The organism is Croceicoccus naphthovorans, from assembly GCF_001028705.1.
GTDB classification, from domain to species: Bacteria; Pseudomonadota; Alphaproteobacteria; order Sphingomonadales; family Sphingomonadaceae; genus Croceicoccus; species Croceicoccus naphthovorans.
On sequence record NZ_CP011770.1, the window covers coordinates 2641288 to 2656902 of the forward strand.

The 15615-nt window shown below is 62.7% G+C and carries 17 protein-coding genes; 6 read left to right on the forward strand and 11 right to left on the reverse strand.

All coding sequences use genetic code 11. The features are described 5' to 3' along the window. Nucleotides 1–25: 25 nt before the first annotated feature. The 6 genes from AB433_RS13270 to AB433_RS13290 all read right to left on the reverse strand — a co-directional run bounded on the left by AB433_RS13270 (nt 26) and on the right by AB433_RS13290 (nt 5780). On the reverse strand, nt 26–652 hold the full coding sequence (locus AB433_RS13270; protein WP_047821624.1) for a YqiJ family protein: 627 nt from the start codon (nt 650–652) through the stop codon (nt 26–28). A 98-nt stretch (nt 653–750) separates the two neighbouring features. Further along, nucleotides 751–2694, reverse strand: coding sequence for an asparagine synthase (glutamine-hydrolyzing) (gene asnB / locus AB433_RS13275; protein WP_047821626.1), 1944 nt, complete (start codon nt 2692–2694; stop codon nt 751–753). Nucleotides 2695–2753: 59 nt separating this feature from the next. Beyond that, the gene (locus AB433_RS13280; protein ID WP_047821628.1) at nt 2754–3848 is read right to left on the reverse strand and encodes an aspartate/ornithine carbamoyltransferase family protein; all 1095 of its coding nucleotides are present in this window, start codon (nt 3846–3848) and stop codon (nt 2754–2756) included. Then, nucleotides 3845–3967: a hypothetical protein gene (locus tag AB433_RS21560; RefSeq protein ID WP_260182059.1), complete on the reverse strand. Its 123-nt coding sequence runs from the start codon at nt 3965–3967 to the stop codon at nt 3845–3847. Before AB433_RS21560 ends, AB433_RS13280 begins: the two co-directional genes overlap by 4 nt. Next, a complete protein-coding gene (locus tag AB433_RS13285) occupies nt 3964–5388 on the reverse strand; it encodes a sodium:solute symporter family transporter (protein WP_047821630.1) in 1425 nt (474 codons plus the stop codon). The genes AB433_RS21560 and AB433_RS13285 overlap by 4 nt, the downstream gene beginning before the upstream one ends. After that, nucleotides 5385–5780, reverse strand: coding sequence for a hypothetical protein (locus AB433_RS13290; protein ID WP_053059161.1), 396 nt, complete (start codon nt 5778–5780; stop codon nt 5385–5387). Before AB433_RS13290 ends, AB433_RS13285 begins: the two co-directional genes overlap by 4 nt. A gap of 330 nt (nt 5781–6110) precedes the next feature. On the opposite strand from AB433_RS13290, the gene bioB reads away from it, so the two are divergent. Then, a complete protein-coding gene (gene bioB / locus AB433_RS13295) occupies nt 6111–7133 on the forward strand; it encodes a biotin synthase BioB (protein ID WP_047821632.1) in 1023 nt (340 codons plus the stop codon). On the opposite strand, the gene AB433_RS13300 is transcribed toward bioB, so the two are convergent. The 5 genes from AB433_RS13300 to bioF are packed head-to-tail and all read right to left on the reverse strand — an operon-like array spanning nt 7130 to nt 11568. Continuing rightward, entirely contained in the window at nt 7130–8374 is a 1245-nt protein-coding gene (locus AB433_RS13300; RefSeq protein ID WP_047821634.1) for an adenosylmethionine--8-amino-7-oxononanoate transaminase, read from the reverse strand. The genes bioB and AB433_RS13300 overlap by 4 nt on opposite strands. Then, nucleotides 8371–9009 carry a dethiobiotin synthase gene (gene bioD / locus AB433_RS13305; protein ID WP_047821636.1) on the reverse strand — a complete coding sequence of 213 codons (639 nt, stop codon included), beginning with the start codon at nt 9007–9009 and terminating at the stop codon, nt 8371–8373. The genes AB433_RS13300 and bioD overlap by 4 nt, the downstream gene beginning before the upstream one ends. Then, entirely contained in the window at nt 9009–9779 is a 771-nt protein-coding gene (locus tag AB433_RS13310) for a methyltransferase domain-containing protein (protein WP_245626666.1), read from the reverse strand. Before AB433_RS13310 ends, bioD begins: the two co-directional genes overlap by 1 nt. Continuing rightward, nucleotides 9776–10411 (reverse strand): alpha/beta fold hydrolase, encoded by a 636-nt coding sequence (locus AB433_RS13315; RefSeq protein ID WP_053059162.1) that lies wholly within the window; start codon nt 10409–10411, stop codon nt 9776–9778. Before AB433_RS13315 ends, AB433_RS13310 begins: the two co-directional genes overlap by 4 nt. Next, nucleotides 10408–11568: an 8-amino-7-oxononanoate synthase gene (gene bioF / locus AB433_RS13320; RefSeq protein ID WP_047821641.1), complete on the reverse strand. Its 1161-nt coding sequence runs from the start codon at nt 11566–11568 to the stop codon at nt 10408–10410. The genes AB433_RS13315 and bioF overlap by 4 nt, the downstream gene beginning before the upstream one ends. A 384-nt stretch (nt 11569–11952) precedes the next feature. On the opposite strand from bioF, the gene AB433_RS21055 reads away from it, so the two are divergent. The 5 genes from AB433_RS21055 to AB433_RS13340 all read left to right on the forward strand — a co-directional run bounded on the left by AB433_RS21055 (nt 11953) and on the right by AB433_RS13340 (nt 15575). Beyond that, complete coding sequence (locus tag AB433_RS21055; RefSeq protein WP_156170819.1) at nt 11953–12123, forward strand: hypothetical protein; 171 nt, start codon at nt 11953–11955, stop codon at nt 12121–12123. A gap of 60 nt (nt 12124–12183) precedes the next feature. Next, nucleotides 12184–13389, forward strand: coding sequence for an MFS transporter (locus tag AB433_RS13325; protein ID WP_156170820.1), 1206 nt, complete (start codon nt 12184–12186; stop codon nt 13387–13389). A gap of 62 nt (nt 13390–13451) precedes the next feature. Further along, nucleotides 13452–14192 (forward strand): SDR family NAD(P)-dependent oxidoreductase, encoded by a 741-nt coding sequence (locus tag AB433_RS13330; protein ID WP_047821644.1) that lies wholly within the window; start codon nt 13452–13454, stop codon nt 14190–14192. A gap of 43 nt (nt 14193–14235) precedes the next feature. Continuing rightward, nucleotides 14236–14817 carry a nuclear transport factor 2 family protein gene (locus AB433_RS13335; RefSeq protein ID WP_047821646.1) on the forward strand — a complete coding sequence of 194 codons (582 nt, stop codon included), beginning with the start codon at nt 14236–14238 and terminating at the stop codon, nt 14815–14817. Beyond that, nucleotides 14814–15575: an SDR family NAD(P)-dependent oxidoreductase gene (locus AB433_RS13340; RefSeq protein ID WP_047821648.1), complete on the forward strand. Its 762-nt coding sequence runs from the start codon at nt 14814–14816 to the stop codon at nt 15573–15575. Before AB433_RS13335 ends, AB433_RS13340 begins: the two co-directional genes overlap by 4 nt. Nucleotides 15576–15615: the final 40 nt, after the last annotated feature.

The following is a 15615-nucleotide window of genomic DNA, read 5'->3' on the forward strand; positions in this document are numbered from 1 at the left end:
CAACTGATCCATGTGCGTACCCCCTTTAATGCGTTAGCCGGAACGGTTCGGAACCGCCGATGGCAAAGAAAACCTGATCCTCACGGCGGACGAGCATGACCTCGTCACCCTCGATGAATTCGATCGCGTCCTCGTGCGGCTCGACCATCACGTTATGCGATTGGCCGAACCGGTCGGTGACTTGCGCCCGCGCCGGGCTGCCCCGCCGCGCGGTGCCGATGGAGATGGTGCCGCGCCGGCCCAACAATTCGTCGATAGACACCGCCGTGGTCTCGTCGCGTGGCCAGATGCGGGCCAGCGGTCGTGCGAGGATGCCGGTTGCCGGCAGCGCGGCGATCACGCCCATCGCGGTCGCGGGCAGCGCCGGCAAAGGCGCGCCGATCAGTCCATCAAGCAATTGCTGAATCGACAGGCCGAGCAGCCCGAAACTGGCGCAAAACAGCGCCAACCATGCCACCAGCGGCAAACGGTCCAACCCGATCAGGCTGGCCAGCCCGCCCATCAGGTCGGCCCCATCCGCCCCGTCGACATCGACGTCGCCATCGAAATCCGGACCGAAATCGCCAAGCCCGATCAGTTGCACGATCAGCAACAGCAGAAGAAACGCCAAGGCCACCGCGAACGGTGTGTTGTGTGGCGCAAGAATATCCATTTCCCACCCCTTTTCCCAAGGGGAAGGATGGCAGGAAATTGTTGCATTTCATACCGAAATCGGACGCTCGATGTCCGATTTTCGGCCACAGAGAAGCGCTAGCCTTCGATCAGTTCATCAATGGCGTGCAGCGCGATCGCGTGGTTCAGGATGATGTCCTTGCGCGTGTTCTGGGCATGGTCGTCGCTCTTGCGATAATCCTCGATAGACCGGCGCAGCTTCGCCTCGTCGAAGATGCCGTGCTCGGCGATTTCCGCGCTCGATAGCCACTTCTCGATCAGCTTGTCGATTTCCGCCGCCTTTGCCCTATCGGTATGCGCGGGCGGGGCCATGAAGGCGAACTTCTCGCGCTTGTAGAGCACTTCGGGAAGGACGTGTTTCATCGCCTCACGTACGACCCACTTTTCGATACCGTCGCGGATGCGGACATGAGGCGGAATGCGCAGGGCCAGTTCGGCAACGTGGTGGTCGAGGAAGGCCGGACGGCTTTCGAGGCTGTTCGCCATGTCCACCCGGTCGCCGCCCCAGTTCAGGATCTGCCCTTCCAGCATCGTCTTGATCCACGAATACTGCACCTTGTCGAGCACGTGGCGACCATCGAGCATCGACTTGTCGAGGCTATAAGCGATCGCCGCGACCGGGTCATAGTCGCCCAGCTTCGCCTTGAATTCGTCCGACAGCAGCGGCTTTACGCGTTCCAGCACCAGCATCCACGGCTGAATCCAGGACGGAGTGAAGCCCATCACTTCCTCGAAGGCGGGGTGGCTGATCTGCTTTTCGGCCAGCACCGAGCCGGAGAAGATCGCGTTGCGCTTCTTCATGTCCTCGCCCGCTGCGGTCTCGGCATAGGCGGGGTCGTGCAGGAAATAATCGGCCTTGAACTGGGCATAACCGCCGAACAGTTCGTCGCTGCCCTCGCCAGTGATAACGACCTTGTAGCCGACCTTGCGCACGTGTTCGCTCATCAGCATCTTGGCGACGCCGAGCGTGTTGTAGAACGTGCGTTCGGAGTAATAGACCGCCTTCTCGAAATTTTCTCCGTAGAGATCGACGGCCTTGATGTTCAGGATGTCCTGATCCGCACCCGCCATCTCGGCCATCTCAGTGGCGATATGCGCTTCGTCGTAGCGGTCATCGTCGAAACTGATGGTGAAGGCCTTGACCGGCGACTGCTGGATCGCGGCGGCCATGCCGAGGATCGAGCAGCTGTCGATCCCGCCCGAAAGATAGCAGGCGACCGGAACGTCGGCCTCCAGCCGAAGGGTGATCGATTCCACCAGCGCGCGACGGACGTTCTCGATGTGCTCCTCATCGGGCAGGTCGTCGTGCTCGCCTTCCAGCGGGAACTCCGCGTCCCAATAGCGACGCTCCTCGACCTCGTAATCGTCGCCTTTTCGCGTCACGATCACCATGTGGCCGGGCTTCAGCGCGTGGATATCCTCAAACAGGGTCATGCCCGGCACCATCACCTGCATCATCTGGTGAAGCTGCGCCTTGGGACAGACCTTGCGCGGCACATCGGGGTGGGCAAGCATCGCCTTGATCTCGCTGCCCCAGAACATGCCCTTTTCGCCCTTATGGTAATATAGTGGGCGGATGCCGAACCGGTCGCGGACCAGGATCAGCTGCTGCTTTTGTTCGTCGAACAGCGCAAAGGCGAATTCGCCGCGCAAGTGGTGGACGAAATCCAGCCCGTGCTTGTGATACAGCTTCATCGCGATCTCTGAATCCGACCGCGTGTTGAACCAGTACCCGTCGGTGCGCAGCAGGCCCCTGATGCGCTTGTAGTCGTAGAATTCGCCGTTGACGGTCAACTTCAGGTGCCCCGTCCCGTCATCCTCGCGCCCGTGGATCGGCTGCGTCCCGCTATCCAGGCCGATGATCGACAGGCGCGTGTGCACCATCGCCAGCCCGTTGTCGGGATCGTGCAGAAAACCGTACCCGTCGGGGCCGCGGTGATACATCCGGTCCGCCATCAGCTTCGTATGGGTTTCGGTCTGGTCGTCGTAGTGGGGGCTCCACAGCCCGGCGATGCCACACATGGGTCGTCTTGTTCCTTACGGTCTGATGGGGCGCACGATGGCCCGGCTGATCTTGTAAATCAGGCGATGAATTCTCTGGGTACGACATGCCGCACCCGGCCGAATATCGCGATCAGCAGCGCCTGGCGCAGCCAGACCGCGCCATCGGCCTGATTGAAATAGAGGTTGTGCTGGGTCGCATCGAGGTCGGTCGAAAGCTCTGGCCCGCGCGCCAGCGGATGCAGGATCACGGTGTCCGGCTTCAACTGGCTCTGATTCGAAAGCGAAAACGCATCGCCCAGAAACCGGTATCCGTCGCCCAGAAACGCAATGGCGTTCATGTAGATCACGTCGAGATATTCGAGGCTCTGTTCGAGATTTCGGCTGAAATCGATGGTGATCGGGCTGCTGTTCGTCATTTCGCGGATCTCATCGCCAAGCGGGTCGGCCATTTCCGAGAAAATCGTGATGTGATTGATGTTTTCGTGAAACAGCAAGGCCAGCGTCAGAAAGCTTTTCACCGTGCGCATGTTGCCCGGCGTGCCGATGATGCCGATGTTCAACCGGAACTTCTCGGGCAATTTCCCGAACGCGATCTCGGGCCGCCACTTCATCAGCGCATACCAGTCGGCCAGCGCCTGCGTCGGGTGTTCGTCCGAACCGTTGCCGCCGTTGATCAGCGGTATGCGCAGGTATTCGCACAGGTCCTGCACCGATTCCTGCGCCGTGTGCCGCATGACGACGACATCGGCATAGGAATTGAACATCTGCCCGATGTCGCGCATCGATTCGCCCTTGGCCACGCCGGTCGTCTTGGCGTCGGCCACGCTCAGCGTCTTGCCGCCGACGTGAAGCATCGCGCTTTCGAACGAAAGGCGGGTGCGCGTGCTGGGTTCGAAAAACGCAGCGGCAAGGATCTTGTCCTCCAGCGCGTGCCCGGACTCGAACTTGCGCAGCTGCATATAAGCGGCCAGCTTCATGATCTCTCGCATCAGCGGGAGGTCAAACTGTGCGGCGGACAGGATCGACTGATCGTGCAGCCGATCCAGCTGCGTCAAATCCAGCTTGGGCGAATGGTCCAGCATCGTCTGCGGATCGGGGCAATTGCCCAGCCGCCCATCGCGGCGCAGGGGATCGGCCGAATGATCGACCTGTTTCGCGGAAAGGATGCTCACCAGATGTCCCCCGCCTTGCCGTCGCGCACCAGCATCGCGGCCAGCGCCAGCGCGGACACGCCGCACCAGATCAGCGAACCGTAGATCAGGATTTCCAGGAATCCGGCGGAAAAGGTCATGCGGTCTCCTTCAGCCGGGTCCAGTCGAACCGGCTAGAGCTTAGGGCACAGACAACCAACACCCAGACCATCGACACCGCCGTCGCGATCAGCGTCGCGACGTACCATGCGATGGCAAAGTAACAGATAAGGCCGACGCCTGCACCCAGAACCATGGCACCCACCGCAGACAGGGCATTGGCGCTCCGCCAGTAGAGGCCAGTTACGATAGGCCAGATCATCGCGCCCACCAGCGGCCCGGCGAAGAACAGCACCGTCGCCAGCGTGCCGATACGCGGCAGACATACCAGCCACGTCAGCACGCCAAGGCCCAGCGTGACCATCTGGGCCGTGCGTTTCAGGCTGGGGCTGTCACCGCCCCGCTTCAGCAGTTTGCGCCAGATGTCTTCGGTGACAAGGTCGGACGTTGCGGCCAGCAAGCTGTCGATGCTGGAGGCGAGCGAGCAGAACACGATGATGAACACGCCGATCGCGCCAACGCTGCCCAGCACTTGCGCCACGACCAGCGGTCCCACCATGTCGGCGCTGGGCACCGCAACGCCCAATGCGCCCGATGCCAGCGCGATGAATCCGGCGGCAACCGGGATCGGCAGCCAGACAAGCCCGCCTATCAGGAACGCCTTGCCCGCCACGCCCTTGCGGAAGGCGAAGGCGCGGCTCCACCACACGTTGTTGTGAAACACCTCGCCCAGCCCGAACAGCAGGTTATTGAAAATCGCCATGATCGCGGCGGGGAACAGCACGTCGAGCAGCGCGGGCTTGGTCGCCGAAAGGTTCGCGTGAATCTGCTCCACCGACACGTTTTGCAGGACCGAAAAGCCCACGACCACGATGCCGACGATGATGATCAGCGATTGGATAAAGTCGGTGCCGATCACCGCCGCCAGCCCGCCGCGCATCGTGTAGATGACGCAAACGCCAAGGATGACGCTCATCCCCCAGGCGTAATCGATGCCCGCCAGCGCCTCCAGCAGGATGCCGCCCGCCATTGCCATGCTGACCAGCCATGTCAGCGAATAGAACAGCGTGAAGATAAGGAAGATGCCCCACGCCAGCTTGCCATAGCGCAGCCGGAAAAAGTCGCCGCTGGTATAACCGTGGGGCATTAGTTCACGGATACGTTTGGCCATCGGCGCAAACAGGATCAGGCCGAAAGCGGCCGTCGAATAGGCAAGCATGCCCCAGACGCCCAGTTGCAGCGCGAACTGCGGGGCCAGCATCGTCGTGTTCGACGTAATCCACGTCGCCGCCGCCGTCGCGGTACCCAGCGCGAGGCCGATGTTGCGACCGGCCAGCGCGTGATCCTCGAAACTCTTGTTCCGGCGGCCCCAATAGATGCCCAGACCAACCCAAAGCACACTGAACAGCGCGAGCAGAATCCAGCCCACGGTGGGATCGAGAAAAACCTTGTCGGTCGTCATGCCGCGTCCTCCCCATCCCGCGCACCGCGCACGATCACGACGATGGTCGACATGAAGACGAGCGCCCCGACAGCGGCCAGCCACAGGGCAAGCGTCAGTGACTGATGCCCAACCTCGACCGCGAGGGCTTCAGAAACCGCGCCGCTATCGCCAGTCAGCTCCATCCGGTAATCGCCCTCGGCCAGACCGGACAGGAACACCGCTCCGCCATCGCCGCGATAGACATCACGCGCCGCGCCGCCTTCGGGAGTCAGGGTCAGCGTCACCGGCTCATCGCTGGTCCATTCGATCTGCACCTGACCGCTATCGGTGAAGACCGGGCCGGGATCGGTAAATGCGGGGGCCGCCATCGCAAGCGCGGGGAACAACGAGATCGAGAACAGGGCCGCCAACCATCGGACAGGGGCGACTGCCCGCCGCGCCGACCGCGAAGGTCCGGATTGATCGCAAGCCGTCAGCGGCTCCCTCGGTCTTTGCCGGATTGCTTTTAAGATGCCCTGTCTTTCCTGCCGGCCAAACGCCGGATCACCTGCCTTGATATGTTGGAACGGGCCCGCCTAACAAACTGCAACCGCCCTGTGAACCTTGAAGATTCGCCTTTTTCCGCGCTTGCGACGGGTTGAGGGCGGCGCCCACTACGCCCTCAGCGGCTTGCAATTTCGCGCCGCAAGGGTATCGGCTGGCGCAAAGCAGGCCGTTTTTCCGGCCCGACAGGAAGGACCATGACCGTGACCGAAGCCAGCGCCCCCCCGCGCAACGACTGGACCCGCGAAGAAATCGCGGCCCTGTTCGACCTGCCGTTCACCGAACTGGTCTTTCGCGCCGCCGAAGTGCACCGCGCCAATCACCCGGCGAACGAAGTGCAGATGTCGACCCTGCTTTCGATCAAGACCGGCGGTTGCCCCGAAGACTGCGGCTATTGCTCTCAATCGGCAAGCGCCGACAGCGGCGTAAAGGCGACGAAGCTGATGGACGTGCGCGCCGTGCTGCAGGCTGCGGCTCAGGCGGCAGATCAGGGCAGCACCCGGTTCTGCATGGGCGCGGCATGGCGCAACCCGAAAGAGCGCGACATGCCCGCCATCGTCGAGATGATCAAAGGCGTGCGCGAGATGGGCATGGAAACCTGCATGACGCTGGGCATGCTGACCAAGGACCAGTCCGACACGCTGGCCGAGGCGGGCCTCGATTACTACAACCACAACATCGACACCTCGCCCGAAAACTACGACAACATCATCAGCACGCGCAGCTTCGAGGATCGGCTGAACACGCTGGACAACGTGCGCACCGCGGGCATCAACGTCTGTTCGGGCGGCATCGTCGGCATGGGCGAAACGCGGGCGGATCGCGTCGGCTTCATCCACACGCTGGCCACCCTGCCCGAACATCCCGGTTCGGTGCCGGTCAACGCGCTGGTGCCGGTAAAGGGCACGCCGCTTGGCGACATGCTGGCCGATACGCCGCTAGCCAAGATCGACGACATCGAATTCGTCCGCACCATCGCGGTCGCCCGCATCGTCATGCCCGCCAGCATGGTGCGCCTGTCGGCGGGGCGCGAATCGATGAGCGAGGGGACGCAGGCGATGTGCTTCCTTGCGGGCGCGAACTCGATCTTCACCGGCGACAAGCTGCTCACCGCACCCAACGCGGGCGACGACAGCGATGCGGCGATGTTCGAACGGCTTGGCATCAAGGCGATGCCCGCTGCCGAGGCGAAAGCCTGCGCGGTGCGCGAAACCGCCTAACCCAGCGAGCGGACGCCCGCTTCGATCACCGCATAGACCCGGTCCAGCTGGGCATCGGTGATGCAATAGGGCGGCATGACGTAGACCGTGTTGCCCAGCGGGCGCAACAGCACGTCGTTTTCGCGGAAATACGCCATCAGGCGTGGCGCCGCGTTGGCGAGGTATCCGTCCTCGCCAGGCACATCGAACGCAGCGATGGTGCCGCAACGGCGGACGTTGCGGATCGGTAGCGCGGCAGCCAGTCGGTCCAGCCGCTCCTGCTGTTTCTCGCCCAAAGCCGCGATCCGACCCCGCACCGGCTCTTCGCGCCAGATCGAAAGGTTCGCCGCCGCCGCCGCGCAGGCGATGGGGTTGGCGGTATAGCTGGACGAATGGAAGAACATGTCGGCCCGGTCGGTCGAGTAATGCGCTTCGTAGATCGCCTCCTGCGCCATTGTCACGGCCAGCGGGATCGCCCCGCCGGTCAAACCTTTCGACAGGCAAAGAACATCGGGCACCACGCCCGCCTGTTCGCAAGCCAGCAGCGCACCGGTGCGGCCCCAGCCGGTCATGACCTCGTCCGCGATGAACAGCACACCATGCCGCGCGCAAATTTCGGCCATCTCGGCCAGAACGTCGGGCGGATAGAACAGCATGCCCCCTGCGCCCAGCACCAGCGGCTCAACGATAAAGGCAGCGGCATGGTTGCGACACGCTGCGGTCAGGGCGTCGAGCGTTCCCTGCTCGGCCCCGGCATGCGGGAACGGCACGGTGACGACGTCGAACAACAAAGGCTCATACGCGCGGTTGAACACGCCGCGTGCGCCCACCGACATCGCGCCGATGGTGTCGCCGTGATAGCTGTGCTCCATCACCACGATCTGCTGCCGCGCCGGATTGTGCCGCCGCCAATAGCCAAGCGCCATTTTCAGCGCGACTTCGACACTGGTTGAGCCGGAATCGGAGAAGAAGACCCGCGTCAGCGCATCGGGCATGATGTCGCGAAGCCCCGCCGCGACTACTTCCGCCGGTTCGTGGGTCCAGCCAGCGAAGATCACTTGGTCCAGCTTTTTCGCCTGCTCGGCAATCGCCGCCGCAATGCGCGGGTTTCCGTGGCCGTGGGTCGTGACCCACCATGACGAGATGCCGTCGATCACCTCTCGTCCGTCGGCGGTATAGAGGATCGCACCGTTCCCCCGCTCAACCACGGGGATCGGTTCTTCCAGCCCATGTTGGGTAAACGGATGCCAGATCGAGCTCATGCGGCGAAGTCCTCAACGCGGAAATTGGCGGCGAAGGCGGCGGCCAGCGTCTCGGCATTCAGCGGATCGACCGGCGGCAGGCAGCCGAGCCGCTTTACGCCCGAAATCTCGGCGATCACGCCCTCGCTGTCGGCATTGCCCTCACCCACGAATGCAATGCCAAGGATCGGCACATTCCGCGCCTGCAGCGCTTCTATCGACAGCAGCGTGTGATTGATCGTGCCCAATGCGGTGCGTGCCACCAGTACAACAGGCAGGGCCCACTCTGCGAACTGGTCGGCATAGAGCCAGCGCCGGGTCAGCGGCACGAGCACGCCGCCCGCCCCCTCGATCACCAGCGGACCGTCGCAATCCGGGACCGCAAGGCGCGCAGGGTCGATTTCAAGTCCATCGACCTCTGCCGCGTAGTGCGGCGATGCGGGTGTGGCCAGCGAATAGACTTCGGGCAAAAGCCGGTCTGGCGTCGCGCCTGACAGGGCTGCGACCCGGTCCTGATCGGTCCGTCCCTGCCCGTCGGTCCCGGCCTGCACCGGCTTCCAGTACGACGCACGCAGCGCGCCGGTCAGCGCAGCGGCGAAGACGGTCTTGCCGATATCGGTATCGGTGCCGGTTACGACGATGCGGGGCGCACTCACTATTCGGGCCTCTGATAATGGCCGAACACGACCTCGTAAGTAACCGCCGGTCCGGACGCATCGAAGTGCGCCATCACCCGCCGCATCTGCGCGGCGCTGAGCGGGGCGTGCCCGGTCGAGGGCGTCCGCGCGCCGATTGCCTTCAGCGCGCGCAGGAAGTCGATCGCGCTGGCGTGGTGTTCGACGTGATGCTCAATCTCGACGGGTCCGGCCTGCCGGTCGGGCAGCGCTGCCCCCAGCTCCGCAACCGGCGGGAACTGACGGGTGCCAACCGGCAAGCCTTCCGCTTCGTGCGCGGCTTGCCATTCGGCGAACGTACCCTGCCCCAAGGTGGCGAACAGGCAATGTCCGCCCTGCGCAAGCGCGTCCAGCATACGCGACAGGCCTTCGGCGTGGTGATCGAACCACTGCATCGCAAGGCTGGAGCAGATCAGGTCGAAACCTCCGTCCGCCGGAATATCGTACTCACCATCCAGCACCGCGAAACGCCGGTCCGGCCCCTCACCCAGCCGTTCGCGACAGCGTTCGACCATTGCCGGGGCGATGTCGGTGATCAGCCAGTCGCCATCAATCCCGCGGTCCATCATCGCTTGCGTCAGAAAACCCGTGCCGCATCCGATCTCCAGAATGCGCGGGCGTTGCGGCAGGGTCAGCGCCGCGATCCGGTCGGCCAGCGCCTCCGCCACTTTCCTTTGCACGCGGGCATGTCGATCGTAATCGCGCGCCTGCCCGAAGGCCGCGCCGATCCGGCCGCGTTCGACCATGCTCATGCCAGATTGTCCGCAAAGCGTTCGATCATGACGGCGCAGTAGTCCGGATCGGTCACCGGAAGCAAATGCCCGCCATCGGTGCGTTCGATACGCTCGACCTGCGCAGCCCCCGCAAAGACGGCGGCGCGCATCGCGGGCGGCATGATTGGATCAGCGCCGCCCTGTATCGAAAGTATCGGCAGGCTGCCCCCCGCCTGTCGCGCATCGCCATCGCGCATCGCGATCAGGTCGTGCTCCAATGGCTCGCGATTGATCTCACCCTGTGCTGGCGGGGCACCGCAGCGGGCGCGAAAGTCAGCAACAACCGCTTCTGCATCGCCCGCCAATCGCCCCAGCATTCGGTCGATCAGACGCGGTGGAACGCCGGGAAAATCAGTCCGCGCGCCGAAGCAATCAAACCCGTTGATCGCGACCAAACCCCGGCATTGAGCCGGCAGCGCCCCCAATGCGCGCATCGTCCCAAAACTGTGCGTGACCAACAAGACCGGCCCATCGGTAAGCGCGGAAACAGGCGCCCCGAAATAGCCCCGGTCATCGACAAGGCACCGGAACCGCCCCAGCCGCGAGATGACATCGTCCCAGATCGACCCGTCGAACGCCCAGCCATGCAGAAACAGCAGCGACAGGGTCACGGCTTCGGCCCGATTGCCGCGATCAACCGGTCGATATCCGCCTCGTCATGCGTCGCGCGCAGGGCAAGCCGCAACCGGCTCGTTCCCGCGGGCACCGTCGGCGGGCGGATCGCGGCGGCCAGCATGCCCGCTGCCTCCAACCGCGCCGCCAGCGCCATCGCATCGTCGGCTTCCCCCACAACTGCCGGAACGATCTGCGTCGACGATTCGCCGACGTCATAGCCGTTAGCAATCAGTCCGGCCCGCAACCGGTCGGCCAGACCGGTCAGCTTCGCCCGCTCCGCATCCATGCCCGGCACAAGGTCCAACGCCGCGTCGATCGCGCCCAGCACCGCAGGCGGCGGCGCGGTGGCGTAGATGAAGCCACCGCTGGCGTTCACCAGATAGTCGCACAGCAATCGCGACCCCGCGACGTAGGCGCCGAACCCGCCCAGCGCCTTGCTGAACGTACCCATCGCCACCTCGACCCCGCCTATTACCGTGGCCGACAACCCCGCCCCGCGCGGGCCGAGCACCCCGGTCGCATGGGCCTCGTCCACGTAAAGCACAGCGTCATGGCGTTTTGCGATATCGGACAGGCGGACCATATCACTGCGGTCGCCATCCATGCTGAAAACGGACTCGGTCAAGATCAGCCGCGCCGGGGCATCGGCGTGCTTCGCCAAAGCCGCCGCCAGCGCATTCAGATCGCTGTGGTGATACCGCACCTGCCGTACACCCGCCGCCGCGCAGCCGTGGTGCATGCTGGCGTGGTTCAGGCGGTCGGTGAAAACCTTCACCCCCGGCATGGCTGCGACCAGCGCCGGGATTACCGCCGCGTTCGCTTGCCACCCCGATCCAAAGATCAGCGCGGCCTCCGTTCCCTTGAAGGCGGCAACCTTCGCCTCGACCGCCAGATGCGCCTCGCTGGTGCCGGTTACCAGCCGCGACGCACCGGCCCCCGCCCCGTATCGTTCAGCCCATTCGCGGGCGCGTTCGATCAACAGCGAATGCCGACTGAGACCGAGATAATCGTTGCTCGAAAAATCGATCATCTCGCGCCCGTCGCGCACGATCCGCCCGCCATCGCGCAATTTCGCTGTGCGCAAACGCCTGCGCAGTCCGCGCGCATCCGCCCTGCCAAGGGCCTGTTCCAGGAAGGGATCGAGAAAAGGCATCGCGCGCGCTTCTTGCGGAACTCGCGCCGAACGGCAAGCGTCCGCACGTCGCCCTTAGCCTTACCCCGCACATAACAATGTGAATGGTGCTATATCTGCTTGCTCGTGTCGCGGGTTGGCAAACGCAACGCCCGTTCATACGGCCATGCCGAACGTCGCGGCCGGCATGCAAAAGTTCGCCTCAGTTCACGCCTCAATCCACAATCACTTCAACTCCGAATGGCATCAAGAGGCAAGCCTACAAGACCCCGCCGCTCAGCTGCCTTAGCTGAGTGGCAAAGACTCATGGGTTGAAGCGACGTCAGGGCAGGAGCTGCTTTGCCAAGTGCAGAACAGTTCGCATCCGACTGACAGCACCGGCCGGAAAGATGACCGCATCCCGGAATGAGCGAAGGTCACTTTGCAGAGATGGAGCTGTCCATCCGTGACCGGCGCCAGCACCACGTGTCAGTAATCACCAACGTTTATGCTTTAATAATTAATCCGGTTCGAGCACCGATCTATTTATCGCAATATACCAATGATTATTCGGCATTTCTGGCAAAGAGTGCGTGAGCTTAGTGTGCCCTAATATTATAAAAATAACAATCTTCTAGACTTTGGGAGAGGGGGGACGTGGCAGAGCTTGTATCCGCGGGTCCTGGCATTCCTCTGGGGATGCGTGGTCGATTTGCCAAAGTGACGTTAATGGGTGGGGCGCCTCTAATGGCGCTGATGTTTGCGGCACTCGGGCCTGTGCTGCCTTCCATTGCCGATCACTACGGGGGCGGAACGCAAGGTGCGTTTGCTGCCCAGATGATCCTTACGATGCCCGCTATTGGCGTGATCATCGGCGGGATCATCGGTGGCCTGACTGTGGAGCGTTGGGGTCCAAAGCCCGTCTTGCTCGCAACATTGATGTCGTACGGGATTTGCGGCGTTCTTGGCTTCTTTGTCGATAATCTGACGGCCCTTCTCATTTCACGATTCCTGCTCGGCTTCTGCGTCGCGCAAGTGGGCACTGCCTTCGGTACGATCGTAGGCGGTTGGTTCGAGGGCGTCGCAAGAGCCCGTATGCTTGGCTACCAGAGTGCAGTCGCAGGCGTTTTTGCCGTCTCGGGATTGCTTCTGTCCGGGGCCCTGGCCGAAATCGGAAGCTGGCAGACGCCATTCCTTCTTTACAGCGCAGCTTTTTTCGTACTGGCGCTGGTAATATCGTTCCTGCCGAATGGCGTGGCCAAACGCGCGCCCGAAAAAGAAAGACCCTCGCTGCGCGGCCTCGTAAAGCTTTGGCCGGTCTATTGCCTAGCGATGTTCCTTTTCGTGAACTACTTCATGACTTCGATTCAGCTGTCATTCCTGCTGGCGGAAGATGGCTACTCCAGTCCGCTGACTCGCTCGTTCGTTATTGCCGCGGGCGTGTTGACGGGCGGCATTTGCGGCGGTTTCTATGGCCGCTTCTATGCGCTGCTCGGCGAACGCGGTGTGCAATTCATGTTGATGATGATGTTGGCCGCGGGGCTGATGTTGATCGGCATTTCCAGCAGCCTCGAAATGCTTTTCGCCGGTGCCATCCTGTCTGGTGGCGGTGGCGGGATGATCCCGCCGCACATCGGCGGAATTCTACTCAATCGCGTGCCGCCAGAAATTCGCGCGCGCGCAGTCGGTCTGGAATTCACCGTGCTCTACATCGCGGACTTCCTCAATCCGCTTCTGGTCACGCCGATCAGGATGGTGGTCGGACTGCACAGCACCTTTGTGCTGGCATCCGCGATCATCGCCGTCGTCGCAATCATTCAACTGGCACGAAAGCTTCGTTCAGGGGTGCCAGTGCCAACCTGATTGCCTCGCGCCGGGTGGAGGCCACGCAGCCACATTTCAATAAATCGGGGGAGCTAAAATTTATGCAACACGAAGGTAAGGTCGCGCTGGTGACGGGTGCCGCCGCAGGGATCGGCCAGGCAACGGCTCGGTTGTTCGCCCAACGCGGTGCGCGCGTGCTGGCGACAGATATCGATGCGTCCGGTTTGGCAGAGACTGCCGAGGGATATGCAGGCATTACGACCGTCGCGGCCGATGCCACCAGCATGGACGACTGCCGTGCCGCGGTTCAGCAAGCGCAGCGCGATCTTGGTGGATTGCACTTCCTGATCAACGTGGTCGGCGGCAGCCGGCCGGGCAAGACGGTGGTCGATCTGGATGAGGAAGAGTGGGATTTCTGGGTTCGCCTGAATCTGACTTCCACCTTCCTCATGTGCCGTGCGGCGATCCCTGTGATCGGGCAGTCCGGCGGCGGATCCATCGTTAATATTGCATCCGGTGCGGGGGTAACCGGCATGGGGCGCAACCCGGCCTATGTTGCCGCAAAGGGCGGCGTGATTGCGCTGACCAGATCGCTGGCCATCGACCATGCGGATCAGTCCATCCGGGCCAACGTGATTGCGCCAGGCCCCATCCTTACGCCGCTGATGCAGCGGAACCGGACCGAGCAGGAAATCGCCTTCATGTCGAAGCTTTCGCTGGTCGGCCGACTTGGCAAGCCAGAGGAGATCGCCGGCACCGCCGCCTTTCTGTGCAGCGAGGATGCCGCCTTTATCAACGGCGAGCTGATCAATGTCGCGGGCGGCCGGGCTGGGCCTGTCTGATCGCCGATCTTTCTAAAAAGATACAAATAACAAGGAGTTGCCTGTGCTATACGATGCCTACACCACTTGGCGGGAATTAACCCCTGCAATCGAGCGCGAACGCAGCGGTCTTGAAGAGCAGGTCCAGTTCCTGACCGACAAGATCCGTATTCAGGAAATGATCAATGAATATGCATTCGCCTGCGACAGTCGCGGGTGGGATGTGCTCGAAAGTCTCTATGACGAGGATATCGAGCGCGTCATGAAAGGCACGCTCGACGAGACGGTACGGGGCCGAGCCAATCTGATCGGCCTGCACGCGAAGCCCGCTCTGCCGCGTCGTGAGGGGGTCGTGGCTCCGCCGCGCGACCTGTCGAAGATCGATGGTCTGGAAATTCGCCATCTCATCGGCACACAAATGGTTCGCGTGTCCGACGACAATCAGGCTGCGTGGGCGCTGTGCCATTATCAGATGGCCCTTGTCGGCCAAGAAGATGGCGAATGGCAGCACGGGCTGCATGAAGGCACCTATTTATTTACCTTCAGCAAGGCGACCGGCCAGTGGCGCTTCACCCGCCACCAGATATGGACCAACAACGCCGCCAACCCGATGTTCTCCGATCCGCGCGCAAGGAAAGCGTCGTGAGCCGGTTTGAAGGAAGGGCCGCACTGGTAACCGGTGCGGGGCGGGGCATCGGCGCGGCCACCGCAATGGAATTGGCGAAGGGTGGATGCGCGCTGGCGCTCAACGATGTCGACGCAGACCGCCTGAACGAGAGCGCGGCAGCGCTTCGTGCGCAGGGCGTGAAAGTGACCACGCATCTCGGCTCGGTCATGGAAAGCGATTTTATCGACCGTTTCGTCGCAGAGGCGACGGACGAGCACGGTAAGATCGACCTGCTAGCCAACAATGCCGGAGGCGGCCCTCCGATGACGCCGTGGGCAGAGTTTGCAAAGTCCGAGTTTGCGCATTTTCGTGCCATCTTCGAGATGAACTTTTTTACGCAGGCCATGCTGCTGCATGCCCTGCTCCCGGGCATGATCGAACGCGGATACGGCAAGGTCGTCTGCGTCAGCTCGATCTCGGCCGTGCTGGGTCAGGAATCGGGAAGCGCCTACGCATCGGGTAAACTTGCACTGCACGCCTTGGTCAGCTCGGTCTCGAAGGAAGTGGCCCGATTTGGCGTTAACGTAAACGCTGTAGTGCTGGGCAACCCGCCACATCCATCCCGGACGCCGGACCGACAGGCGTACCTCGACAAGATGTCGCATTTCGACCGGGTGGGCCGGCTCGAGGAATTCGGGAAGGCGATCGCCTTCCTGCTTTCAGATGACGCCTCGTACATATCGGGCGCTGCCATTCCAGTCGATGGGGGCCTGATCGCGCCGCGTCTGAACGAGTAATCGCGAGACAACGAAAGACGGCAGTCAAGCGCCTCTGCCG